Source organism: Paenibacillus sp. FSL W7-1088 (assembly GCF_037969855.1).
Classification (GTDB): Bacteria; Bacillota; Bacilli; order Paenibacillales; family Paenibacillaceae; genus Paenibacillus.
The window spans coordinates 1,413,613-1,437,774 of record NZ_CP150216.1; the positions used below are offsets into that span (position 1 = coordinate 1,413,613).

The 24,162-nt window shown below is 47.5% G+C and carries 16 protein-coding genes and 1 pseudogene; 10 read left to right on the top strand and 7 right to left on the bottom strand.

Annotated features, from left to right (window positions below):
- Window positions 1-6 precede the first annotated feature (6 nt).
- The 3 genes from MKY42_RS06325 to MKY42_RS06335 all read right to left on the bottom strand — a co-directional run bounded on the left by MKY42_RS06325 (window position 7) and on the right by MKY42_RS06335 (window position 4,219).
- A complete protein-coding gene (locus MKY42_RS06325) occupies window positions 7-522 on the bottom strand; it encodes an STM3941 family protein (protein ID WP_339849736.1) in 516 nt (171 codons plus the stop codon).
- A 102-nt stretch (window positions 523-624) separates the two neighbouring features.
- Window positions 625-2,370, bottom strand: coding sequence for an ABC transporter ATP-binding protein (locus tag MKY42_RS06330; protein WP_339852750.1), 1,746 nt, complete (start codon window positions 2,368-2,370; stop codon window positions 625-627).
- A 106-nt stretch (window positions 2,371-2,476) separates the two neighbouring features.
- The gene (locus MKY42_RS06335) at window positions 2,477-4,219 is read right to left on the bottom strand and encodes an ABC transporter ATP-binding protein (RefSeq protein WP_339849738.1); all 1,743 of its coding nucleotides are present in this window, start codon (window positions 4,217-4,219) and stop codon (window positions 2,477-2,479) included.
- A gap of 357 nt (window positions 4,220-4,576) precedes the next feature.
- On the opposite strand from MKY42_RS06335, the gene MKY42_RS06340 reads away from it, so the two are divergent.
- The 8 genes from MKY42_RS06340 to MKY42_RS06375 all read left to right on the top strand — a co-directional run bounded on the left by MKY42_RS06340 (window position 4,577) and on the right by MKY42_RS06375 (window position 16,331).
- Complete coding sequence (locus MKY42_RS06340) at window positions 4,577-5,500, top strand: S-layer homology domain-containing protein (protein ID WP_179265598.1); 924 nt, start codon at window positions 4,577-4,579, stop codon at window positions 5,498-5,500.
- A gap of 1,197 nt (window positions 5,501-6,697) precedes the next feature.
- Window positions 6,698-7,669: an ABC transporter permease subunit gene (locus MKY42_RS06345; protein ID WP_063564588.1), complete on the top strand. Its 972-nt coding sequence runs from the start codon at window positions 6,698-6,700 to the stop codon at window positions 7,667-7,669.
- Between the two features lie 16 nt (window positions 7,670-7,685).
- Window positions 7,686-8,594 carry a carbohydrate ABC transporter permease gene (locus MKY42_RS06350; protein WP_179265597.1) on the top strand — a complete coding sequence of 303 codons (909 nt, stop codon included), beginning with the start codon at window positions 7,686-7,688 and terminating at the stop codon, window positions 8,592-8,594.
- Between the two features lie 41 nt (window positions 8,595-8,635).
- Window positions 8,636-10,231 carry an extracellular solute-binding protein gene (locus tag MKY42_RS06355; protein ID WP_064640230.1) on the top strand — a complete coding sequence of 532 codons (1,596 nt, stop codon included), beginning with the start codon at window positions 8,636-8,638 and terminating at the stop codon, window positions 10,229-10,231.
- Between the two features lie 33 nt (window positions 10,232-10,264).
- The gene (locus tag MKY42_RS06360; protein WP_339849749.1) at window positions 10,265-11,551 is read left to right on the top strand and encodes an alpha-L-fucosidase; all 1,287 of its coding nucleotides are present in this window, start codon (window positions 10,265-10,267) and stop codon (window positions 11,549-11,551) included.
- A gap of 63 nt (window positions 11,552-11,614) precedes the next feature.
- Window positions 11,615-12,637, top strand: a complete 1,023-nt coding sequence (locus MKY42_RS06365) for a carbohydrate-binding family 9-like protein (RefSeq protein WP_339852752.1) — start codon at window positions 11,615-11,617, stop codon at window positions 12,635-12,637.
- A gap of 7 nt (window positions 12,638-12,644) precedes the next feature.
- On the top strand, window positions 12,645-15,278 hold the full coding sequence (locus tag MKY42_RS06370; RefSeq protein WP_339849752.1) for a transglutaminase domain-containing protein: 2,634 nt from the start codon (window positions 12,645-12,647) through the stop codon (window positions 15,276-15,278).
- 6 nt (window positions 15,279-15,284) lie between these two features.
- Window positions 15,285-16,331, top strand: coding sequence for a glycoside hydrolase family 18 protein (locus MKY42_RS06375; protein ID WP_179265593.1), 1,047 nt, complete (start codon window positions 15,285-15,287; stop codon window positions 16,329-16,331).
- Window positions 16,332-16,445: 114 nt separating this feature from the next.
- Here MKY42_RS06375 and MKY42_RS06380 read toward each other — a convergent pair whose 3' ends face one another.
- From MKY42_RS06380 to MKY42_RS06390, 3 genes are all read right to left on the bottom strand, one after another.
- A complete protein-coding gene (locus MKY42_RS06380; RefSeq protein ID WP_339849755.1) occupies window positions 16,446-18,746 on the bottom strand; it encodes a helix-turn-helix domain-containing protein in 2,301 nt (766 codons plus the stop codon).
- Window positions 18,747-19,090: 344 nt separating this feature from the next.
- The gene (locus tag MKY42_RS06385) at window positions 19,091-20,608 is read right to left on the bottom strand and encodes a glycoside hydrolase family 43 protein (RefSeq protein ID WP_339849758.1); all 1,518 of its coding nucleotides are present in this window, start codon (window positions 20,606-20,608) and stop codon (window positions 19,091-19,093) included.
- A 9-nt stretch (window positions 20,609-20,617) separates the two neighbouring features.
- Entirely contained in the window at window positions 20,618-22,306 is a 1,689-nt protein-coding gene (locus MKY42_RS06390; protein WP_339849760.1) for an ABC transporter substrate-binding protein, read from the bottom strand.
- A gap of 254 nt (window positions 22,307-22,560) precedes the next feature.
- On the opposite strand from MKY42_RS06390, the gene MKY42_RS06395 reads away from it, so the two are divergent.
- Entirely contained in the window at window positions 22,561-23,424 is an 864-nt protein-coding gene (locus MKY42_RS06395) for a helix-turn-helix domain-containing protein (RefSeq protein WP_339849762.1), read from the top strand.
- Window positions 23,425-23,487: 63 nt separating this feature from the next.
- Here the strand turns inward: MKY42_RS06395 and MKY42_RS06400 are convergent.
- Window positions 23,488-23,625 (bottom strand): annotated as a pseudogene (locus MKY42_RS06400) (thymidylate synthase); the annotation flags it as partial.
- A gap of 188 nt (window positions 23,626-23,813) precedes the next feature.
- Between MKY42_RS06400 and MKY42_RS06405 the strand changes: the two are divergent.
- Window positions 23,814-24,161 (top strand): metalloregulator ArsR/SmtB family transcription factor, encoded by a 348-nt coding sequence (locus MKY42_RS06405; RefSeq protein WP_074093855.1) that lies wholly within the window; start codon window positions 23,814-23,816, stop codon window positions 24,159-24,161.
- The last annotated feature ends 1 nt before the right edge of the window (window position 24,162 follow it).

Consider the following 24,162-nt stretch of genomic DNA (forward strand, 5'->3'; position numbering starts at 1 on the left):
CTGGATTCAGATGTCCTGTTGCTGTTTCTCGCGCAGCGTCTCCTGCAGAAGGAGAACTGCCCGATTGAGCTCTTTTTTGGTTAGCAAATGATCGGTCTGGATATGACGCCGGGTGCCGTCTTTCAAATACAGGGCAATCATGGGGGAAGCAGACAATATCCATTTGCTGAAGGCGGGAGAGGCAAGCTCAATTTTACGAATCTCATTCCAGGGAATGGTCCGTTTAAGGATACGAAGCCCTTCATCATTCCAGGATATTAACACAGGGGAACTTGCGATTGCTCGGGACAGAAACATAAAAAATACGGGCCCGATAAACCACATGCCAAGAATGGCTGCGATGGAATAATACAATGTCTCCAGTTGTCCAGCATGATCTTCATAGATGATCCATAACAGGGTGACACATAATAGCAAGAACAGAAGACATATTGCTCCTTTCCATATCGCCGTGAAGCGGCGATAGCCAATCTGTCGATGCTCAAGCTTCGACTCTGATAATTTATATAATTCAGGTTTCATAAGTACGCCTCCTTAACATCATTTCCCAGAAAATATACAAACATGCCGCCTGCATCGCAGAGCGGCACGTTTAACGTTATTTACCCCATTTGGCTCGATGAGCTAGCCAGAAATAGCTGAATCATTACCGGCTTCACGCGCATGGGTGTAGAGATCAGCATAGACCCCATCAGCATCGATCAACTTCTGATGCGAGCCTTCCTCGACAATTTCACCATTCTCCATAACGAGAATCCGATCTGCATGCATGACTGTAGAGAGACGATGCGCAATAACAATCGTTGTTCTTCCCTGAGAGACAGATTCCAACGCCTGTTGTACCAATTGTTCGGTATGCGAATCCAGATTCGCGGTCGCTTCATCCAGGATAAGCACCCGGGGCTGAAAGACCACGATTCGGGCAAACGATATTAGTTGACGCTCTCCGGCGGAAAGACCGCTTCCGCGTTCGGAAAGGCGTGTATCATACCCTTGCGGCAAACGTGAAATCATGGCATGTGCTCCGACGAAACGGCAGGCCTGAATAGCCTGCTCTCTTGTAATATCCTCGCGGAACATTCGTACATTGTCAATGATGGAGCCCGAGAAGAGGAAAGGTTCCTGCTGGATCAGCCCAACGATCCGATGAAGATTGGCTTGCGGGAAATGGCGGATGTCTACGCCATCGATCTCAATGCTGCCCTGATTCACATCGTAAAAGCGATTGAGCAGGGAGATCAATGTACTTTTGCCAGCGCCTGTAGTGCCTACAATACCCACCATTTCACCCGGATACAGATGCAGATTCATATGCTGAATCAGGGGGCGATCTGCCCGATAGCCGAACGAAACATCATTAAAATCAATCTGTCCCATCACGTTCCGTGGTTCAAGTGTGGAGGCAGTCCCGGGTGTGGGGTCAGCGACTTCCGGACGGGTACTCAGAATATTCCAGATGCGATCCATGGATACGGTGGTCGACTGAAATGTGTTCCACTGCATGGTGATCTGGTTAATTGGCTGGAAGAACTGACGGATGTAACTGATAAACGCATACAGCACACCTACCTGCAATGATTCACCCAGCACGGCGCGTCCTCCAAGCCATACCATCATAACAAGCGCCGCATTGCCAAGGATATCAAACGTCCGGTTGAAAATAACATTCGAACGGGCTTGTGTGATATTGGCCTTCAGGTGAAGTTGGTTCTGTTCCGTGAATCGTTTCTTCTGCTCCTCTTCCTGGTGGAACGCCTGGATCAGAAACATGCCGGACAGGTTCTCTGCCGTGAATGCAATCAAACGGGAGAGACGAGTTCGCGCATTCTGATAAGCCCTGCGCAGCTGGCTCCGAAATAATACCGCAACGATGGCGATCACAGGCAACACGATGAGGGAGTACCCTGCGAGTACCGGATCGAGCTGGAACATAAAGACGATAATGAGCACTAGCATCATGCCATCCCGGATGAGACTTAGCAGTACTTGAGTGAAGAAACTGCTGATCGTTTCCGTATCACTGGATACATTCGTCACCAGACTGCCGATATGGAAGCGATCGAAGAAAGACATCGACATTTTGGAGATATGCTTGAACAGGTCTTTACGAATGCGAGAGACGATGTTCTGACCGACATGCTGCAGCAGATTGTTTTGTACATAGGTAAAAATAAAGCTGATTACAGCCAGCCCCAAAAAGATAGCTGCCAGCTGGACAAGAAAGCCTACACTAGTCTGACCAATTGCCAGGTGATCATCAATCGCGATCTTCACCAGATAAGGCTGAAGCAGATCGGCGGAGATGCCAAGCAGCGAACAGAGAAAAATACCTGCAAAGGCCCATTTATGGGGTTTGGCGTAGGACATCATCGCTTTGAAGGAAGTCCGCTTACTCTGGTCTGCACCTGCATCGGAACCGGAACCATGGCCTGACGGTGCTACTGCTCCCGCATCTGAACGAACTTCAGCTTGGCGATCAGTCATGATGTAATCCCTCCTCCTGCAAACGATAGGTTGCAGCATATAACCCTTTTGCAGCCATCAGCCCTGCATGTGTTCCCTGTTCAGCGATGCGGCCTTCATCCAGAACGATGATTTCGTCGGCATGACGGACCGCACTAATTCGGTGAGATATAATCAGCGTTGTTTTTCCTTTGCCGATCTCACGAAGGCTGCGCAGAATGCCACTTTCGGTGACGGCATCCACAGCACTCATGCTGTCATCCAGAATGAGCACCTGCGCTTTTTTGATCAACCCCCGTGCCAGACTGGTGCGCTGACGCTGCCCGCCAGACAAGGTGAGTCCGCGTTCACCCAGCAGGGTATCGAACCGATCGGGGAACCGGATAATGTTCTCGTATATCATCGCTTGTCGTGCACTGTGCTCTACGGTGTCCAGCGGAACCTCACGGTCGCTAAAAGCGATATTGTCCCGAATGGTTGTGCTGAACAGGAACCCATCCTGCGGTACATAGGCAATACGTGATCGCAGACTTTCCAGCGATAGCTGCCGGATGTCGGTGCCATTAATACGGATCGTGCCTTCAGGCGGCTCATATGTACGCAGCAATAGCTTTACAAAGGTACTTTTACCAGAACCTGTCTTACCCACAATGCCCACAGTTCGTCCTGCCTGGATATTCAGACTGATGTTTTTGAGCGCAGGGGATAAACTGCCGGGATAGGAAAAGGACAGATTCTCTATCGTAATGTCGTTCACGGCTTTGAGACTTGTCGCATTGGGAAGCTCGCGCACGTCAGGCACTTCAGTCAACAGATCATTTACCCGCTCCAGTGATGCTCCAGAACGCTGCATGGTGTTGATCACATTACCGATTTGTTGAAGCGGTCCCATGATGATCCGCAAGTATAACGTCAATGCAACAAAACTTCCGAGTGTAATGGAGTTTTGCATCGTCAAAATTCCGCCAACAAGAAGGGAGACAACCAGTGAAATGGCACCCAGCAGCGGTAGCAGGGCTTGAAATAGAGAGGACAGACGGACCAGCCGCAGCTGCTTGCTTTTGATTGCATCTACTGTGATCCCGAATCGTTCACGTGCACTGTCTTCAATGGCAAATGTTTTGGTTACACGAATACCACCCAGCTGTTCCTCTGCGGATTCCGTCATCGTTGCAAGAGCATCCTGCACATCACGAGAGCGCTTGCGAATTCGCGGACCGAAAAAAACGACCAGAAAGGGAATGGCCAGTAAAGGCACAATACTGATCAAAATAAGTCTCATCGGGATTCCGCTGAGCAGCATCATCACGATGCAGGATAATAACAGGAATGTAGCGTTGGTCATCATGGTGACCCCGTTGGAGATGGCTTCACGTACAGAGGTGACATCATTCATGACGTAACTGAGCAGTTTCCCATTTCCTTGCTTAGAGAAATAGTGCTCGCTCAGCTCCGAGAATTTGCCGAAAATGCGCTCACGTGTCATGAACTCGAAACGGCGTCCAAGCTTCATAATCATGAATTGCCCGGTACCGAACAGCAGATTATAAGCGATGGCAATAGCCAAAAGCGAAAGACTGTACCGGATGACTGTATTCATCTGAAGTGTGTTCTGCATGAGCTGATCTGTGAAGCTGCCCAGAATTCGGGGCAAGGACGCCTGACCTACATTGGAGGCAATAATCAGTAGTACAGCGAACAGATATACGGGCCAGTTGGCAATGACATAGCCTCGTAGTAATCCTTTCTTGGACATAAGATTTGTTCTCCTTTGTTCAGGGTGAAAGTTGGTTCGGAAGCGGAGTCAAGAAAAGGGCCGACACCTGATAATAGCGCGTCGTGCCCTCTTACTTTATGCGATCGGGTTTGCTGTTTATCCGTCATTCCATAGAATTCTCTATTCTTATTTTTGCGCTAATCGGTAAGGAAGTCAACGAAGCAAGCAAGCATAATGGAAAGAAAGCAGATCAGCGCCCACAGGGTGAGGGTATATGCAGTATTTCCGTCATTTATTCACCAGATGTCGATTTTACTGAAACATTTCCGGAGAGTCTCCCGTCTGTAGGATTGAAGAGGTCAAAAATGGGTTTACTAAATATGGAGGTGCCAAGAAATGAAACATAAAAAAGGATTGGCTGCAACGCTTGCGCTCTGCGTGTCTTTGACGGCAGGAGGTGCATCGGTACTTGCGTTTTCGGATGTAAAAGATGAAGGACAAAAAACGATTGTGGACTCGTTACATGCCAAAGGTATTGTTAATGGAGTAACGGCGGATCTATTCCGTCCGGATCTCGCATTGTCTGAGCCACAGGGTGTTCAACTGATCGTGAACGCTTTTGGTCTGAAAAATGAATACGCTGCCGCTTCGGCACAAAATAAAATTAGTCCAACGACTTGGTACGCCGATGCCGTTCAGGCTGCAACACAGAATGGTCTGTCCATTCCGGTGGAGCTGAATCCACAGGCCAAAATGACGCGTGAGCAGTTTGCCATTTTGCTCCTTGAAGGGATTAACACAACCGGAGAATATCCGGTCATCATGCTGTATAATGATATTAAAGACGAAAATAAAATCGGTAAGGACGCCAAATCTGCGGTCCAGAACCTGCTGAACATGGACATCATTGAACTGGATAAGGACGGAAACTTCCGTCCAGATCAGTCGCTTACCCGTATGGAGGCTGCAAGCATGATCTTCAATGCACTTGAGTTTGTAGATAAGCACGGCAATGGCGGATCGGCAGAACCTACTCCAACGAATCCAGGCGAAGGCCAACAGGGGATTGTGCCTACCGTGACATCTACCAAAGTGGATGACAAGACGGTAAAAGTTAAACTGACCGCACAAATGCCTCATCCTGGTTATGGATTGAAGATTGAAGATGTGAAACTGGAGAAGGATGGACGTGCCATTGTGCTGTATACGATTATCCAACCTGACCCGGACATGATGTATCCAATGGTGATTACCGATGTAACCGCAGAGACAGACATTCCAACAGGATACACGGCAGAAGCACAGCCTTCTGGAAAATAATCAAGTCTTGCCAGCGTGCTTCGATCCTTGATCGGAGCGCGCTTTTTTTTGATTTCTTTCTGAAACCGACGATCGATATGAAGTATTTGCTAGGGAGATCACCGGTCTTTCAGTCCGAATCGTTTGTAGTCCGACTGAAATGTAATGATTCTATTTGTTTGTGTTATGTTTTATAACTCAAAATAATTTAAAAAATGGAATTAAGCTAAAATATGTAATGTTAAATGACATTAGAATTGTCGTTTATAAGATCTAAATCAATATCTATATAGGCGATAAAGCCGCTTCGTGTTAACGGAGCTGCTTTTTTTTTGGCCTGATTCGGAAATGTTCATTCATTCCAGCTCCCCATGTCATGTGCAAAATCAACATATATGACTGGATATATCCAGTGTTTATCTACGTTTATGCACATTGTAGTCAAGGATAAAAACGACATATTTACCGAGACGGGAAGAAACTCATAGAATAAAGCCAAGCCATAAGGGAGCTTGATGCAGGTGGTAAATGTATGGTAGATAATATTACATTAGTATGTTTGAATTAAATCTATCCTTATTACTTTTCTAAGCATCAAGAGAAAAAAGGCACGCCTCGCCCATTACGAGAGCAGACCGGAAAGACATTGCAAGGACCAATGCATGAGGAGGAGGTCGAAACACAGCAGCAATGAAGAGAAACTTCTATTACATTCAAGATGGCGATGCGCTAAACTTGCTAAGACCTTGCGACCTGTACGACCGATGTGAAACCAGAATGCGACCTGCACACATGGAATACCTCTTTCCTAAACATATGTGGGTTTTGACTTTAAGGTCTGTTGCTCAACTTTCATTCAGTTCGGACATCTCTCAAATTCATGCGAAGCTACTCCAAACGACAACTTCAAGAGGAAAATGGGTCAAAAACCACATGTTTTACTTCTCCAAAATGACAATGACAAGCTGGAACCATAAGTGTAAACCCCCGTTGCAACAGTACTTTCCGTGTTTTTAAGAGTGAGGATCGAAATAGCATATTTACGGATTCGAAAATGATTCATAAACTCAGTATGTAAGCGTTACCAAATTGTGAGGGAAACAAGGGCCTCGCATGATAGAAATGTGGTCCGGGACTCATTCCTTACATTTGAACAGGAGTGTTTCGCTCTTCTTACAAAACGGACGGATTTTCATTTAGAAAAGGAGGAAACAACTGATGCAGCCAGAAGGGAAGTCCGCCTTGTCGCAAAACCTATCGGTATACACGATTCCGAACCGCAAGAAAAATAAATTATGGAGAAGGATGATTCGAAACTGGGAGTTGTATCTGTTTATCGCGCCAGCATTTCTATACTTTCTGATTTTTCATTACGGGCCGATGTACGGCATACAAATTGCATTCAAAAACTTTATCCCGACGCTTGGTGTTACGGGAAGCCCGTGGGTTGGGTTCGATCATTTTATCCGCTTCTTTAATTCGTATTATTTCTGGGATTTGTTATGGAATACCCTCAGTATCAGCTTGTATGAGCTGGCTATAGGTTTTCCGCTGCCGATCATTCTGGCGTTAGCCTTCAATGAAGTAAAGGACTCCTTCTTCAAACGTACCGTACAGACGGTCACGTATGCACCACATTTTATTTCGGTCGTTGTCATGTCGGGGATGATCATTACCTTCTTATCGCCTTCGTCAGGCATGATTGTCAATTTGGTGGAGGCTCTTGGATTTCAGGCCCCTCAATTTCTGACGGACCCTGCGTGGTTCAAGACGGTGTACGTACTCTCAGGAGTCTGGCAGAGTGCAGGCTGGGGCACCATTATATACCTTGCAGCCCTCTCGGGTGTGGACCCGCAACTGCATGAAGCTGCCGTGGTGGATGGTGCGAGCCGGTTTAAACGAATTCTGCATATTAACATTCCAGCGATCATCCCTACGATCACCATTTTGTTAATTCTGAATATGGGCAGTATTTTGGGCGTGGGATTCGAGAAAATCTTGCTGCTGCAAAATCCGTTGAACATGGGTTCATCCGATGTCATCTCGACATTTGTCTATCGGTCCGGTCTGGTCGATGCACAGTACAGTTTCTCCACAGCTGTAGGATTGTTCAACTCGGTCGTTAATGCGATTTTGCTGATTACGGTCAACCAAATTGCACGTCGCACCAGTGAAAACAGCTTGTGGTAAAAGGAGGGGAAAACACATGTCAACCGCGGTTAAGGAAAGCAGAAGCGATAAAGTGTTCTTATGGTGCAACTACATCTATCTGACGATAGCACTCATCATTGTGCTTTACCCGCTGTTATACATCATTAGCGCCTCAATCAGTGATCCCAAATTTGTAAGCTCCGGCGAGATGTGGCTGCTACCCAAAGGAATTACGTTTGAAGGGTATGCCCGCGTCTTTGAGAACACCAACATCTGGATTGGGTACAAAAATACGATCATCTATACCGTCGTAGGTACACTCGTCAACCTGATGGTCACTCTTCCGGCAGCCTACGCGCTCAGCCGTTCTGATTTTGTGGGACGTGGATTCTTCATGGCCATGTTTATGGTAACGATGTTTTTCAGCGGAGGGCTTGTCCCGAGTTACTTGCTGGTTAAGGATCTTGGTATGGTGAACAGCATGTGGGCGCTTATTCTGCCAGGAGCTGCATCCATCTGGAATATTATCGTATGCCGTACGTTTTTCCAATCGACTATTCCCAAGGAGCTGCAGGAAGCGGCCCATATCGACGGATGTACAAACACCCGGTTATTCATCCGAATTGTGCTTCCGCTCTCCATGCCGATCATTGCCGTGATGGCGCTCTTCTACGGCGTCGGACACTGGAACAGCTATTTCAGTGCCATGATCTATTTAAATGATTCCTCGAAGTATCCGCTGCAGCTCTTTCTTCGCCAAATCCTGGTACTTCAGGAGATGGCAGCACAGGGCGGGGGAGCGATCGATACCTCTTCAGCAACGGCGATGAATTCCAAAGCAGAAATTGCTGCGCTGGTCAAATATGCGGTCATTATTGTTTCAACCTTACCTGTGATTGCGATTTATCCATTCCTTCAGCGTTACTTTGTGCAGGGTGTTATGATCGGTTCCGTCAAGGGATGATCTTAAACCATAATCCACACTAAAAAAGGGGAGTTGTCGTCATGAAAAAGCTTCGCAAGGCTTCATCCATTGTACTCTGCCTCACCCTATCCGCAGCATTGCTTGCAGCTTGTGGTTCCAATGAAGATGGAGGTTCTGCGACTTCAAATGTCGAAGGGGTCAAAAAAGAAGGATTCCCGATTGTGGACAAACCACTTACATTAAAGGTCATGTCCCAGGATGCGGGGGTAGCCGACTGGAACACGATGCCAGTCCTGCAAGAGATGGAGAAATTGTCAGGCATCAAGCTGGAGTACCAGCTTTCGCCGATCGACAGCTTTGAAACCAAGAAGAACCTGGTATTCGCAAGCGGCGATTTACCGGATATGTTCTATGCTGCGGATCTCAAGCCAGCTGAGCAGGTTACTTATGGAACTCAAGGCATTCTGATCCCGCTGGAAAAATACATTGATGAGGGTTATGCCCCGAATATTAAGAAGATTCTCGACGAAAACCCGGATGTTCGCAAATCATTTACAACGCCTGACGGACATATGTATGCACTGCCATTTATTGATACGGCTGCCGTGTGGTACAGAGGCCCGATGTGGTATAACGGGGAATTCCTAAAAGCACTTAATGTAGAGGAGCCTAAGACTACGGAGGAATTATATACGTACCTGAAGCGTGTTAAGGAAGAAGACCCTAACGGCAACGGTCAACAAGATGAAATTCCGCTTACTTCTGTAAAACTGGACGATCTTCGTATGTACTTCTTCGGATTCTGGGGGATGTACAACGAAGGAATCTACGCGGATAAGGACGGAAAAGTTCACTATCCTTATCAAGAAGAAGGTTACAAAGGTTATCTGACGTTCATGAACCGCTTGTGGAAAGAAGATTTGCTGGATCATGAGACCTTCTCCCAAACAGGCGATCAGAAAAAAGCAAAAGGCGAAAGCAACAAGCTTGCGCTGTTCAACGACTACCATCCATACTTCACACTCGGCGGCGAGCCTAGCACGAAGCATCCGCTGATGACACCCGTGAAGAGTGAGATCGCAGACTCACCTGTATACGGTAAACACCCGGGTATATCGGCACGTGGAACCTTTGCGATTACGAGCAGCAACCCGTCCCCTGAGGCAACGATGCGTTGGATCGATTATATGTACAGCTATGATGGGGCGACCCTGTTCAATCAAGGTCCTGAAGGTCTGCTGTGGAAATTCAAAGACAAGGAAAATCTCGTAAAAGAGTGGCTGCCTGTTCCTGGCGGAGGGGATCGTGAGGAATATCGCGGTAAAATTACGCCGAACTATGGCATTTTGACACCGGGTATTAATGATCCGGATATAGCGAAAGGTCTTCGAACCGAATTTGATGAATGGCTTGACCAGCAGAATCAAGAGAAGTTGGTGCCTATCGGAAAATCACCATTCCCTAACGTTTATTTAACAAATGAAGAGCAAAGCGAAGCGACCGCTTTATTATCTGATCTGGATACGTACGTCAAGCAGATGGAAGCGAAGTTCGTAACAGGCCAAGAGCCGCTTGAGAACTGGGATAAGTATATTGCACAGATCAAAAAAATGGGCAGCGACCGTATCGTTGAACTGTATCAAGGGGCCTACGATCGCTGGAACACAGGCCAATAAGAACAAGGATTCCAGAAAGAGGTGTGAACAAGGATGCAGAAATGGTTTGAAGAGGCCAAGCTGGGAATATTCATCCACTATGGCATCTATGCTGTGGACGGGGTTTCGGAATCGTGGTCCTTCTATAATGGAAGGATCTCCTACGAAGAGTACATGAAGCAGCTGGACGGCTTTACGGCATCGAAGTTTAATGCGGAGAAGTGGGCGGATTTGATTGAGAAATCGGGAGCCCGATATGCCGTACTGACAACGAAGCATCATGATGGTGTTGCTCTGTGGGATACGCAGTATAGTGACCTCAATGTCGTCAAGCAGACACCAGCGAATCGGGATCTCGTGAGGGAATATGCGGAAGCAATTCGGGAGAAGGGCATACATCTGGGGATGTACTTTTCGCTGATTGATTGGTCGCACCCGGATTATCCTAGTGTGTTTGAAGGTGGAAAGGTACCGGAGGATCTCAGCAGTGTCAATCGGCATTCAAGCCCTGTGGATGGTGTTCAGGATCAGGAGAAATGGAAAAAATTCCTTGAGTTCAATAACCACCAGCTGCGGGAGATCATGACGAATTACGGTAAGGTGGATCTGCTGTGGTTCGATGGGGACTGGGAGCGAAGTGCGGAGCAGTGGAATCTGCCGGAGTTCAAGCATTACCTGCAATCTTTGAACCCGGATGTCATCATCAACTCCCGCCTTCAAGGTTATGGGGATTATAAAACGCCAGAGCAAGGCATCCCGATTACAAGACCGGAGGGACCATGGGAGTTCTGCACCACGATCAACACATCCTGGGGCTATGTACCAACAGACCATAAATACAAATCGTTAAATCAGATCATTCGAATGTTCTGTGATTGTATTTCAATGGGGGGCAATATGCTGCTGGATATCGGTCCGCGCGAGGATGGCACCATTGATAAGAGGCAGGAGGATATTCTGCTAGGACTGGGAGCTTGGATCCGAACCCATGAAGAGGCCGTCTTCGGAACGGGTGAAGGTATTATGCCTCGCTATTATTTGGGGGGAAGCACCGTATCCGAGGACAGAAAGACATTGTATCTGTTTGTTTATGACGATCCAAAAGAGAATGTATGCATCAAGGGACTATGCAATAAGATCAAGAAGATTACTGTGCTGCATTCGGGCAAAGAACTTAACCATGAGATTCATGGGGGCGTGCCTTGGTTCAATATCCCGGGGACAACGTGGATCCAAATGACCCCGGAGGACACACATGAGCAGGTGACGGTTCTTAAGCTCGAATTCGACGAGGAACTGGAAATGTACGGCGGTTCAGGAGCCGTTGTTACCCATAACTAACATTACGGGAGGGCATGCACTTATAGATGCATGCCCTCCCTCATGAAGGGGAGAGAGAGCGATATGAATCGAAGTGGAGTACCTGAGCCGAAGATTGAGTATGCTCCCAAACATTATATATGCAAGCGTGCGTTGGAACCGCTGGTGCTCGACGGTCGCGTAGATAAGGCATTCTGGGATGCGGCCGATTGGACGGATGATTTCGTTGATATCGAAGGCGATTTTCGTCCAAAGCCCGGAAAGCAGACACGGGTAAAAATGCTGTGGGATGACGATTATTTCTACTTTGCTGCCGAGTTGATTGAAGATCAGATATGGGCTACGTTGACAGAGCGGGATTCTGTTATTTTCTATGACAATGATTTTGAGATTTTTATCGATCCCGACGGGGATACCCATCAATATTATGAGTTCGAGATCAATGCGCTGAATACGGTATGGGACCTGTTATTGGTGAAGCCATATCGGGATGGTGGACCTCCGGTTAACGGTTGGGATATCAGCGGTCTCAAGACAGCCGTACATATCGATGGGGAGCTGAACACACCTGGCGCCGATAACCGAAAATGGAGCGTCGAGGTCGCAATTCCCTGGACCAGCCTAAAGGAATGTGCCGAAGGTAACCGTCCTCCTGCACCGGGTGAGTTCTGGCGTGTCAACTTCTCGCGGGTGGAATGGCAGACCGAGGTGCAGGATGGTGAGTACCGCAAGGTGGTGAATCCGGATACAGGCAAACCTTATCCGGAGGACAACTGGGTCTGGTCGCCCATGGGTATTATCAACATGCATTATCCGGAGCTATGGGGATATGTCGTATTTTCGAATGACGGAACGGATCAGCCCTTTGAGCTGCCAGAAGACGAACGAATCAAATGGGAACTACGCAGACTCTACTACCGTGAACGCAATTATTTTGAAGCCCATGGTGAATTTACACAGGATATGAAGTTAATTATGGGTGAGGAAACATTGATTTGCCAGCCTGTAATTGAAACGACCCGTAGCCTATTCCAGATTAGTACGCCTTCCTCGGACGGCACTACCTTAATCTGTATTCGGGAAGACGGAAAGCTGTGGAAGGAGTGAGCTAGCGATGACCAGCCAAACCTTGGTGTTCTCGATGGATGCACAGTCTTTGGAGCGGATCGAGCAGAAATTCCAGGAGAAGTTAAACTTTGCGTATACCCGCAAAGATAAACTGTTTCATGTGTTTCAGCAGCCATTAACTGAAGAAGAGGCATGGGCTTTGAAATATGTGTATGCCTACATGCCGGTGAACGACCTGGCTGATTATGATGGGGAACTGTTCCTCAGTCATGTGCGTTGGGCACTGGACATTCGCAAGCGTGTGCCTTGGGGGGAACGTGTACCAGATCATCTGTTTCTGCATTATGTGCTTCCCTATCGAATCAATACAGAGAATATTGAAGATTTCCGTGGCATTATCTTTGACGAGTTGGCCGACCGGACAGCGAAGTTATCCATGGCGGATGCCATTCTGGAGACCAATTACTGGTGTCATGAGAAAGCGACTTATATTGGGAGCGATCTGCGAACGATATCGCCACTGACGATGATTCGGAATGCCCGCGGCCGTTGTGGAGAAGAATCCACGCTGGCGGTAGCCGCTCTTCGCAGCATCGGCATACCTGCCCGTCAGGTCTACACACCACGCTGGGCACATTGTGACAGCAATCACGCTTGGGTAGAAGCCTGGGCGGATGGCCAGTGGTATTACATTGGGGCATGCGAACCGGAAGCCGGATTGAATCAAGGGTGGTTCAGTCCTCCAGCCCGCAGGGCCATGCTGATTAATACGAGGATATTTGCCGACTATCCGGGACCGGAGGATATAACACTCTCCGAGAAGGGATATACGGAGATCAATTTACTGGAGAACTATGCGCCTGCGCATACCATCTGCGTGAAGGTGATAAATGAGCAGGGTGCGCCCGTGCCTGAAGCGAGTGTCCGCTTTGAGCTATACAATAGTGCTGAATTTTATCCGATCGCCGAAATCAAGACGGATACACTAGGAGAGGCTTCCTTTAAGACAGGTCATGGCGACCTAGTGATTCGTGCGGTTAGTGGTGGCAAGTGGGGTGAAATGCTATTCAAAGCTCAGGACGGCGATCATGTTGAGCTCGTGTTGGATTCGTCTGAGCAGCCATCAGGGATCGCGGATTTTGATATGGTTCCTCCTCCGGAAGGGGAGGGAGAAGTAGTGGCTTCGTTACCGGAAGAGAAGATTCGGGAACACAACCGCCGCCTGGAGGAAGGCACGAAGATTCGGAGTGAATATGAGGATACATTCCTGAGTGAAGAAGAGGCCTTAGCATTGGCTCATACAACTGGACTGCCTCCGGAGCGCGTACGGGATATTCTACAGAAGGCACGGGGCAACAGCCGCGAAATCGCTGCTTTCCTAGAGGAACGTTCCGGTGAATTTGGTGAGTGGCCACTACAGTTGCTGGAGTCGATGAACGAAAAAGACTTGATCGATACTCTTCGGCCGACACTGGACGATCATCTTATAGGTTCTCTTTCGCAGCGAGGACAATGGGCAGAAGAGACGTTTGTGAAGTACATTCTGTGCCCGAGGGTCTCTTATGAAATGGTGGTGCCTTATCGATCCGTATTCCAGAATGCTTATTCCGAGGAAGAAGCAGCGGTGTTCAGGAAAGATCCTTTGATGCTTGCATGCAATCTGGAACAGAGCTATACGTATTATGAGGATCTTCCTAACCTGAAAGGCAAGGGAAACCCTATAGGTACGTACAGTCTGATGAAGGGAGATTCACAGTCGCTCGATATTCTGTTTGTGGCGGTGTGCCGCAGTTTGGGCGTTCCGGCCCGATTGCATCCGAGCGAGCAGAAACCGCAGTATCTTAGTGACAAAGGCTGGGAGGATGCGGTGTTCAGTCTCACCTCTTCTCGAAATCAGGAGAGCTCAAGCTGGGGAATGCTGCAACTTCTCAAGGATTCAGAGGCTCGGGAGGATGCGCCGTTAGCATCCTATGCGGAGAATTTCTCGTTGGCCCGTCTGGAGGATGGCGTGTACAAAACGCTGATTTATCCATATGGTCACACCGATATCTATAGCGAACCATTTGAGGTTGAACCGGGAGCTTATCGCTTAACGACCGGCATCCGTCTGAAAGACGGAACGGTAAGAGTCCGCTTCATTTACTGCACCGTTCGGGCTGGAGACACCACGGAGGTAGTACTGACTTATCGGGAGACGGTGGTAGACATCCCTGTGCTGGGCAATCTGTCAACCGGCAATGAGCTGACTCGTCTGGATGGTTCAGAGGTGGTATTGAAGGACCTTCTGGGATCAGAGGGGGCCATTGCCGCGTGGATTGAACCAGAACGGGAACCGACCAAACATCTGATTCGTGAGCTGTGTGAGCTGGCTGAGCCGTTGGATAAGCTGGGCGTGCCTATCGTGCTGGTGATCGGAGATACAGAATGGAACGCCTCCTTTGACTCTGGGGCTCATTCGAGGCTGCCGGTACGTACGATTTTTGTACGGGATTCAAGCTATGCGGCCTTGTCCGGTTTCATTTCGAAACCTGCCGCTCACGAAGCGGGCTATCCGCATCTGTTCGTGCTGGATCATCAGGATCAAATCCGATACTCGGCCTCAGGGTACAAGATTGGTACAGGCAAGGAAGCTCTGCAGATTGCTGCTGCGATATCTCAATCATGGAATGGATCGGAGTGAAAGCGGATGACGAAATATATTGCTGCTGGTTATGTCGTCGATTCTGTTCTTCCCGACATGACGGATGAGGATCTGTTAAAGTTGACACATCTGAATGTAGCCTTTGGTCATGTCAAGAATGATGAAATCACCACCGAGCATTTAAAAAACGGAGAGGTTATCCGGAATATTAAGCGGGAGCATCCAAATCTAACGGTGCTGCTGTCCGTGGGCGGATGGAGCGCTGGTGGTTTCTCTGAAGCCGCCTCAACCCAGTCGGGAAGGGACAGTATGGCCGCATCAGCGGTTAGGGTGCTGGAGGAATATCCTTTTGACGGAATCGATCTGGACTGGGAGTATCCTTGTTACGGTGAAGCCGGTATCGCATCCAGTCCTGATGATAAACGGAATTTCACCTTACTTCTCAAAACGATCCGGGAAACGCTGGATGCCAAGGGCTCCGAGGATGGCCGTCATTATCTGCTCACCATTGCGGCAGGGGCTGATCAATACTACGTCGACGGTACAGAGATGGCTGAGGTGCAGCAGTACCTGGATTTTGTGCAGTTGATGACCTATGATATGCGCGGCGGTTTTCAGGTTCTGACCGGACATCATACGAATCTGTATACACCAACCGGTGATCTGTTCCGAATTAGTACAGATGCTTCCGTAAATCTGTTCGTCCGCGCCGGTGTTCCGAAGGAGAAGATTGTTATCGGCGCTGCGTTCTACTCCCGGATCTGGACTGAGGTTCCTGACCGAAACCACGGCCTTCACCAAATGGCCGGTAGCACAGGCGGCTACGGTCCGGCATTTGCCGAACTGGAAGCGAAGTACATCAACAAGAATGGTTATATCCGTTATTGGGATGAGGAAGCCTGTGCACCGTTTCTGTTTAATGGGTCGAGCTTAATATCGTATGATGATGAAGAATCGATTCAGCACAAATGCGATTACGTGAAGGATCAGGGACTGTCCGGCATTATGTTCTGGGAATACGGCTGTGATCCGACCCATCGTCTGCTGGGTGCAATACATCAAGGGCTTCAAGATGTTCCGGTAGGGAAATAGAAGAAAAGAGCTGGATGCCGATGCATCGAATTGTCTATACGAGTAGAAAACATACAAAACCTCCCCTAACCAAAAGGTTGGGGGAGGTTTATATTTATTTTACGAATCCATCCATTAACCAAGGCATTCCTCGTCATCGTCATCCGGGGAATCGGAGGAGTCGTTGGGACGGTGCATTTTGCGGTACTGTCCTGGGGTATAACCCGTCTCTTTCTTGAATTTGCGGATGAAGTTCGGTGTGTCCAGATAACCGACGCGCGTGATGATATCTTTTAACGGGTCGGTCGTATGCAGCAGCAGCCTTATGACCTCATCCATGCGTTTCTGCCAGATATATTGGGTGAAATTCATGCCGATCTTCTCTTTGAAGGAACGGCTGAAATACGATGAAGAGATCGTGAATTTCGATGAAATCGTACCCAGGCTGAGGTCATAATCCGAGAAATTGGCATCAATATAAGCAACGATTTCATCCATCAGGGAGCTTTCTTCCGTCTCGCTCTTCGCCTCGACATGAGCACAGATCTCGGCGGCAAGTCCTGTCAGTTTTTTCTCCAAATCCTCCAACGAGTCGTAGGAAGTGATCCTTGGAAGCTGATTAACCACGTGATGAATGCCAAGCTCCGAGGCCGTTTTGAGCATCGTATTCAGAATATCGAAGCAGATGCAGCGCAGCAGAGGTACAGACGGCATTTCGGATTTCAGCGTATTCAACGCGGTTGATACCATCTGAACCGCCACATCGTAACTGCCCTGTTTCAAGCTCTGAACCAGTTTCAGCAGCACATCCTTAGGGACCCAGAAGGAAGAATCCTCTTCACTAGAGCCGGAAAGGGCGTTGAAGAAGGTACTGCTGCCTTGTCCGTGCAGCATAGACGCTTCCAGCGCGGTTGATGCCTCGATATAGGATTGGTTCAGCTGTAATGGAGAATTATAGCTGTTGCCGATCCCGATCGCGGGAGCGATTCCGACGTGCTCTGTCACCATTAATTGCAGTGATTCAACAATAGATTCCATACGAGCATTCAAGCTGGATTCATGCCCGACTTCGGCATCAAATCCGACGATGAGGGCTACTTGGTCTGGCTGTGGAAGCTCCACGCCGTAAGCAAAAGCCGACAACTCCGGCAGTTCCATATCGTTGATCAGCTGCATAACAGTACGCTGTTCAGGATGATCTACGATGGGAAAAGCATGCATTTCCCATCCCAAAGTCATGACAAAATAATGGGACCGGTTAAAGCGTATGCCGAGATTATCCGTAAACTCAGAGGGGAGCTCTCCGGTATGACCATGCTTCAGTAACATGAGCAGAATATGATTACGAGCGTAGGGCTCTTGAAGGTCCACACGCTGGCTGTAATCATGCAGCGTTTTCTTGATCCATTCCAGCTCGTTGCTGGTTGTGGATGGTTCAGGATGATTTTTTAAACGAATGAACTCCATCAAGTCTGAAATCGGATGATATTGTCTTCGGGCCAACATAATGGCGAGGAAGGTGCCCATTACCACCATGAAGGAGAAAACAAGAACAACAAAGGTACGAATATGGACAATTCGGCTGAAAAATTGATTGCTTGGCATCGCGGTTACATAAGTCCAGCCCGCGTCTGATTTGACGGATACAACCGAATGCGGTTCTTGATTCAAGGAGAGGCTGTGTGTTCCCGGCTCAAGTTCAAACAGAGCTTTGACTTCCTGTTCGGTAATGGTCTCCCCCTTATAATTGGCGGCCAGCACCTGCCCATAATTATCGAAAATATAAGTCATCCCATGGTAATCGCTGAGAATGGAATCAATCAATCCGGTCAGATTGGACTCGTGAATCAGGTACATGACAGTGCCGTGGGCGGGCGTATTATTAGGTGCAATCGGTACAAGGTAGGCCAGCATGGAATTGGGTACTTTGGTTCCTTGAACGACTTGCTCGGCTGGTCGTATCGTGGGAAACTGAACGTTATTCAAATCCCGGATCATATCCGTTTTGTTCCATGTATTAAATTTGTAGCGGCCCGTGAATACATCCAGGTTCTCAGAGCCCTGAGACGAGTAGATGCTATCATCTCCGCGGAAGAACAGAAATAGCTCATCGATAATGGAACTGGTGGCTTTGTATTTGACCAAGGCAGCAATTGATTCCCGGCTATAGTACGGATGGTGAGTCCAATAGCGGGTCAGCTGCTCATCATAGGCGATACGAAATGCGATGTCCTGCAATTCCTTCATGCGGTCATCAATGACCGTTTTGGCTTGGGTCAACTGATTGACATTGGTCTGTTCGATCTCTGAGCGGAGTGTGTCCACAGCATTGTGATAAATAATGATGGTTAATATAACAAGAGGGATAAGGAAAATGGAGATATAGGATAGTGTGTACTTAAGCAGAAGCTTGGACTTGAAGTGATTCCATTTCATATCTGCAACCTCCCGTTTTTCTTTAGAGCTGCAGCGATAGCGCTCTCATAAAGACAGTGAAGTATGACCAAGATGCCGAGCTGCTGGGTGTTCCTACTAAAAATATTAGGAGAACTTCTCTAATAAATCAATGAATCTTTTCTGAGATTTAAAAGGAGTCATGCAGAACGTTTCTTGAGCGGATCGAGGGATTTAGCCATAGCAAAATCCCCTTCAAGTTCACTCCTTTCCTTATGTTACCACACAAGGCTTTTTAAAGAGTATCTACTTGAAGGGGATGATTGTAATAGAGGTTATATTATAGTTTTTACATTTAAATATAAATTCGAAGATTACACCATTATTTAATCCAGTGGTTCATAATCAAACCAATCGAACAGGCTGGGTGCACCTTCTCCTGATGGATTGTGGGCATACATGGCAATGATGACTCCTGTGAAGCCGCCCGCCACTTCAGTAGAGAGCAGATGGGTTTCGCCAGAGCCGAGGAAAGAGTCAGTTGTTGAATCTTGCTGTACGGAGAAAGTGAACATATCACGTTGGGCCTGAATCTGTAATATCGCAGGTCCAGCTTCACAATCCCGAATTACTTCGGTTCTTAAAGAACCAACCGTTCGTCGGAATATCAATTTTTTGTGACCATCAATCCGCGTAATAGCCAGATCATAATGATATTTCTCATTCATATAGACGGTCAATCCCGCTTCGTCGCCATCATGCGTTGGTTCAAAGCTCAGTTTGGCAGCCATGCTGCATAAGAAATGGCTCAAGCGACGACCTACAAAGGCGGGATTTCCACCATCATTGAGAGATACGGGGTTTCCTCGCAGAACAAGATGGCCCGGGTGCTCTGTGAGTGACCAACTGTCTGGAGCTGGATTCCGCAGGAAGATCCAGTCCAGGCCAAGTGTGGACACATTGAAATCATCCCGGATTTCCTTGCGGGGCCATTGGACTTCAGGCAGCTGCGGCCCGGTCATGACAGGCTCAATATGTCCTTCATGACCGATTATAGGCCATCCGTCACTCGTCCAGTTCACGGGTGCCAGAAACGTCTCGCGTCCCAAGTGATGCCGCATGGGGTAGGCTGCCGGACGGAAGCCAAGACATACCGCCCACCAGCTCCCGTCTTGTGCTTGCACCAGATCCGCATGACCGGTGGCATGGATACTGGTTTTCATGCTGCGATTCGACAGGATCGGATTGTGAGGGCAGGGTTCGAATGGCCCGTATGGATCTGTGCTTCGCGCAATGGTTTCCATATGCCCGTATTCGGTTCCCCCTTCGGCAATCATTAGATAATAATAGTCATTTATTTTGTACAAGTGCGGGGCCTCAGGTGCAGCACCGCCGGTTCCCCTCCAGATGAACTGGCTCTCTGTCAGCTTGTTTCCCGTCAAGATGTCGATCTCACATTGATAGATCCCTTCGCCTTCATCGCCATTACAGGCGGATTGAAAGTAAATACGACCATCATCGTTAAAGAATAGGGAGGGGTCTATACCGTCCTGGGCAACAAAAATAGGATTCGACCAAGGTCCTTCAGGTTGCTTGCTTCGTACATAGAAGTTGCCACCTCCGCTTACATTGGTAGTTGTCATGTAGAACCAGCCATCATGGTGGCGTAGTGTCGGTGCGTAAATGCCCCCGGAGCTGCCTGCTTTAGCAAGTGGAAGCTGTTCGACAGAAGTGAGAACATGGCCGATTTGGCGCCAATTCACAAGATCTTTGCTGTGGAAAATGGGAACACCCGGGAAATATTCAAATGTGCTGGTTACGAGATAATAATCTTCGTCTACCCGACAGATGCTGGGGTCTGGATAGAAGCCCGGAATCACGGGATTGCTGTAGTTCGTCATCATGTAGTACTCCTATTCATTCCAGAGTTTAACGCGATCCTGGACGTATTTAGTGAATCCATGCTCCATTTTTTCGACACCTGCATCAACAAGCTTCTGCTGATAGTCATTCCAGATGGCATCGAATTCTTCCGGTTTGGCCATGACGGCCTGCGGAATCTGCTTCCATGTAATATCCTTCACCTTATTAGCTATAATGTTGATTTCATCATCACTTGGCACAGAGATATTCCATACTGCTCCCCATGGTTTTACCGGGAAATCCTTCTCATTCGGAAACAGATCCATCCAGGTCGTTGCATCATAAGCTTTAAGAGTCTCTTTATCTACATCCGTGTAATTCTCAATAATCTGTTCCGGGAAGTTCTTGGTATAATAATTGCCAGTAGAGTCTTTCACGCCATCCCCGTAATGACCACCCATATTGGTGTAAAGGCCTACGCCGGATTCTCTGCTAAAGGCGATATTGTCATTGATAATGCGCTGCTGCACTTCCGCAGGTACAACACGCTTACCATCCTCCATCGTATATTGCTTACCTTCTACGCCCCAATAATTAAGGATTTGGCCTTCTTCAGAAGCGAGGAAATCCAGAAATTTAATGGCTCGGACCGGATCTTCAGCGCTTTCAGTTATGCCTACTCCCCAGCCTGCCATGAACCCAGTAGACTGATATCGGTTGTCCTTGTAATGGTCAGACAGCATGACAGAATAATGTCCATAGGTTTGATCATTTTTGCCTGCCGCCTTCAGTGCCTTCTCTCCATCAGAGTAGCCCCAGTCTGCATCAATCAGACCAATAACGCGACCAGAAGCGATTTTGGCCAGATATTGGTCGTTTTTCTGAACAAAAGACTCCTGATCAAGCAACCCGGTATTATACATGTGGTTAAGCCACTGAAAGTACTCTTTCTCACCTTCCGTGCGGAAATGGTAGGTTGCTTCATGCGTTTCCGGATCAATGTAGTACTCTCCATCACCGGATTTACCAGTGGTTTCAGCTGCAGGATTTGTCACGGTAATTTGAATGTGCCAGTCATCAGCGTTTAATGTCATTCCGATATTTTTGTTGCCATTCTCATCGGTAGGGTGCTTCTCCAGATAGGATCGAATGACATTCTCATAATCTTGCAGTGTCTTGATCTGTGGGTACCCGACCTCCTTCACAGCACGATGCTGGAGCTCAAAACCTGCACCAGCCACAAAGTTGACTCCGTCAATGGCTGAGTAGGTTGGGATGACATAAATGGAAGGATCGTCGTTACTGTAGCGCAGACGTTTGATTTGGTCACCGAAGAGTTTCTTGATGTTTGGCGCATATTGGTCGATCAGATCCGTAAGATCCAGCATTGCCCCTGCATCAACCAATTTGTCCAAATCCCCCTTGGGACTGATCAGATCGGGGTAATCACCACTTGCTGCAATCAGTGCCAGTCTCTGAGCGGGGTCCGATACTGCGAATTCGGCATCCAGTGTGATACCTGTCTGCTTGGTAATCTCCTTGCCGACATCATCCTGCATCTTATTCCAGTTCGCGTTGGAATCTGCTCCGAAGAATGTCAACGTCATCGGTGAAGTATCACTGGCATTTCCTTCTTTACTTTCCGAGCTTTCATTGCTACTACTGCACCCTGCCAGCAAACTTAATGAAAGTGTGAGTGCGACGGAATAGTTTACAATCTTTCTCATCGAATGAACCATAATAACCCCCCTGATAATATCCGTTATTGTATTGAATGCGTTTACAATTGTGGATTTAAAAAAAGCCTTTGCACCCGACAAATAAATCATATAATCGGGTTTTCACGACTAATGACACCCCCTCGATTTGTGCTGTTTTTGCATCGCTACATGAGGAATTATAGAGAACCAATGATCGGCAAACCTTGATTTTTCGGTCATGGAGTAGCATGATATAGACATTCATCCCAACATGAATCATGGAGGGCGAACTGTTGAGCAACGCCTATTTGAATTGGTTTACAGCTGATCTGGAATTTCCGTTCTATATTCAATATGGAGGACATGAGGAAGACACCGAACTTCACAAGCATGTGGACTTTTCGGAACTTGTCATTGTCCTGAATGGCAATGCGACACATGTTGTCAATACGGAGGAATTTTTTGTTAAGAAGGGCAATGTATTTGTGATTAATGGTTCAACTCCCCATGCCTACAGAGATCCTCATGATTTTCAGATATGCAATATTATGTTCAGACCGGAAATGCTTGCTTCTGCCGGACCGGATCTGAGAAAATCCAAGGGGTTTCAGGCTTTGTTTGTTTTGGAGCCATTTTATCGCAGTATTCATTCCTATCCGAGTAAAATGGCCTTGCCTATTCCCAACCTGGAGTACGTGGAATCGCTAATCACTGTCATGATTGAGGAGTATAGAAGCAGGCAGCAAGGATATCAGACGATGCTGATCTCCCGTTTTACGGAGATGGTTGTTTATTTGTCGAGGCATTATGAGACACAGGAGAAGGGAATTGAGGGCACTAATCTGATGCATCTGGCGAATGCCATTTCATATATTGAGGATCATTATCTGGAGCCCCTGACCTTGGATGACATTGCAGGGAAGTCGAATGTTTCTATAAGGCATCTGAACCGGATATTTCGATCCTATTATCAGATGACGCCCATTTCATATTTACAGAAGCTGCGTCTGGAAAAGGCATGTTATCTGTTAAAACAGGGGAACCTGTCCATTACCGAAATTTCTTATGAATGCGGGTTTAACGACAGTAATTATTTTACCCGGCAGTTCACAAAGGCGTATGGCATGTCTCCCAAAACGTACAGGCAGAATCATTAATATTGGAAACATCAAAACAGGGCCTCCTTATAGGGAGGTCCTGTCTGCTGTCTCAGGGAAAATTTAATAGTCCAATAGCCGTCCGTTGTCATGCCACTGACCGTACATTTTATTTTCCTTCGTGTTGGTTATGAATTTATCCAATCTGATCTGGAATAATGCTGGCTGATGTTTAACACTTTGAATCGTATCGATTGGAACGTTCAGTATTTCCATCGGGATGTAGTATACATCATTCGGAATTATTTAATAAAAGTTATAATTATTTCGATAATATTCCTTTACAGGAATATTCCTTATGGGGTATGCTTTGAATATCAGGAAGAAGAACATTTTGGTGAAGGAGATGAGATTCTACCTATACACATTAACTGAATGAGGTGAACAGCATGTCAGGACACAATCCGGGTATGGATATGGCCTTGCTGGGCGCTTTGGCTGAACCGAATCGTATGCATATCGTCGAATTATTACGTGATGGTCCTCTTACTGTGGGGGAAATTGCTGAACAGCTGGGATTACGTCAACCTCAAGCTTCGAAGCATTTGAAAGTGCTCAGTGATCATGGCATTTTGGATGTAAAGGCCGTGGCCAACCGCAGGATTTACAAGCTCCGTCCAGAACCTTTTCAAACATTGGATGAGTGGGTGCAGTCGTTTCAGAATATCATGGAAGACCGTTTTGACAATCTGGATCATTATTTGCGTGAACTGCAAAGTAAGAAAGACAAACCATAGG

Bases quoted from the DNA above. Each gene is read 5' to 3' on its own strand.
- MKY42_RS06390 (WP_339849760.1), bottom strand. From the start codon at position 22,306: ATGGTTCATTCGATGAGAAAGATTGTAAACTATTCCGTCGCACTCACA.
- MKY42_RS06375 (WP_179265593.1), top strand. From the start codon at position 15,285: ATGACGAAATATATTGCTGCTGGTTATGTCGTCGATTCTGTTCTTCCC.
- MKY42_RS06325 (WP_339849736.1), bottom strand. From the start codon at position 522: ATGAAACCTGAATTATATAAATTATCAGAGTCGAAGCTTGAGCATCGA.
- MKY42_RS06360 (WP_339849749.1), top strand. From the start codon at position 10,265: ATGCAGAAATGGTTTGAAGAGGCCAAGCTGGGAATATTCATCCACTAT.
- MKY42_RS06365 (WP_339852752.1), top strand. From the start codon at position 11,615: ATGAATCGAAGTGGAGTACCTGAGCCGAAGATTGAGTATGCTCCCAAA.
- MKY42_RS06385 (WP_339849758.1), bottom strand. From the start codon at position 20,608: ATGATGACGAACTACAGCAATCCCGTGATTCCGGGCTTCTATCCAGAC.
- MKY42_RS06370 (WP_339849752.1), top strand. From the start codon at position 12,645: ATGACCAGCCAAACCTTGGTGTTCTCGATGGATGCACAGTCTTTGGAG.
- MKY42_RS06355 (WP_064640230.1), top strand. From the start codon at position 8,636: ATGAAAAAGCTTCGCAAGGCTTCATCCATTGTACTCTGCCTCACCCTA.
- MKY42_RS06340 (WP_179265598.1), top strand. From the start codon at position 4,577: ATGAAACATAAAAAAGGATTGGCTGCAACGCTTGCGCTCTGCGTGTCT.
- MKY42_RS06335 (WP_339849738.1), bottom strand. From the start codon at position 4,219: ATGTCCAAGAAAGGATTACTACGAGGCTATGTCATTGCCAACTGGCCC.
- MKY42_RS06350 (WP_179265597.1), top strand. From the start codon at position 7,686: ATGTCAACCGCGGTTAAGGAAAGCAGAAGCGATAAAGTGTTCTTATGG.
- MKY42_RS06345 (WP_063564588.1), top strand. From the start codon at position 6,698: ATGCAGCCAGAAGGGAAGTCCGCCTTGTCGCAAAACCTATCGGTATAC.
- MKY42_RS06330 (WP_339852750.1), bottom strand. From the start codon at position 2,370: ATGATGTCCTACGCCAAACCCCATAAATGGGCCTTTGCAGGTATTTTT.
- MKY42_RS06380 (WP_339849755.1), bottom strand. From the start codon at position 18,746: ATGAAATGGAATCACTTCAAGTCCAAGCTTCTGCTTAAGTACACACTA.
- MKY42_RS06405 (WP_074093855.1), top strand. From the start codon at position 23,814: ATGTCAGGACACAATCCGGGTATGGATATGGCCTTGCTGGGCGCTTTG.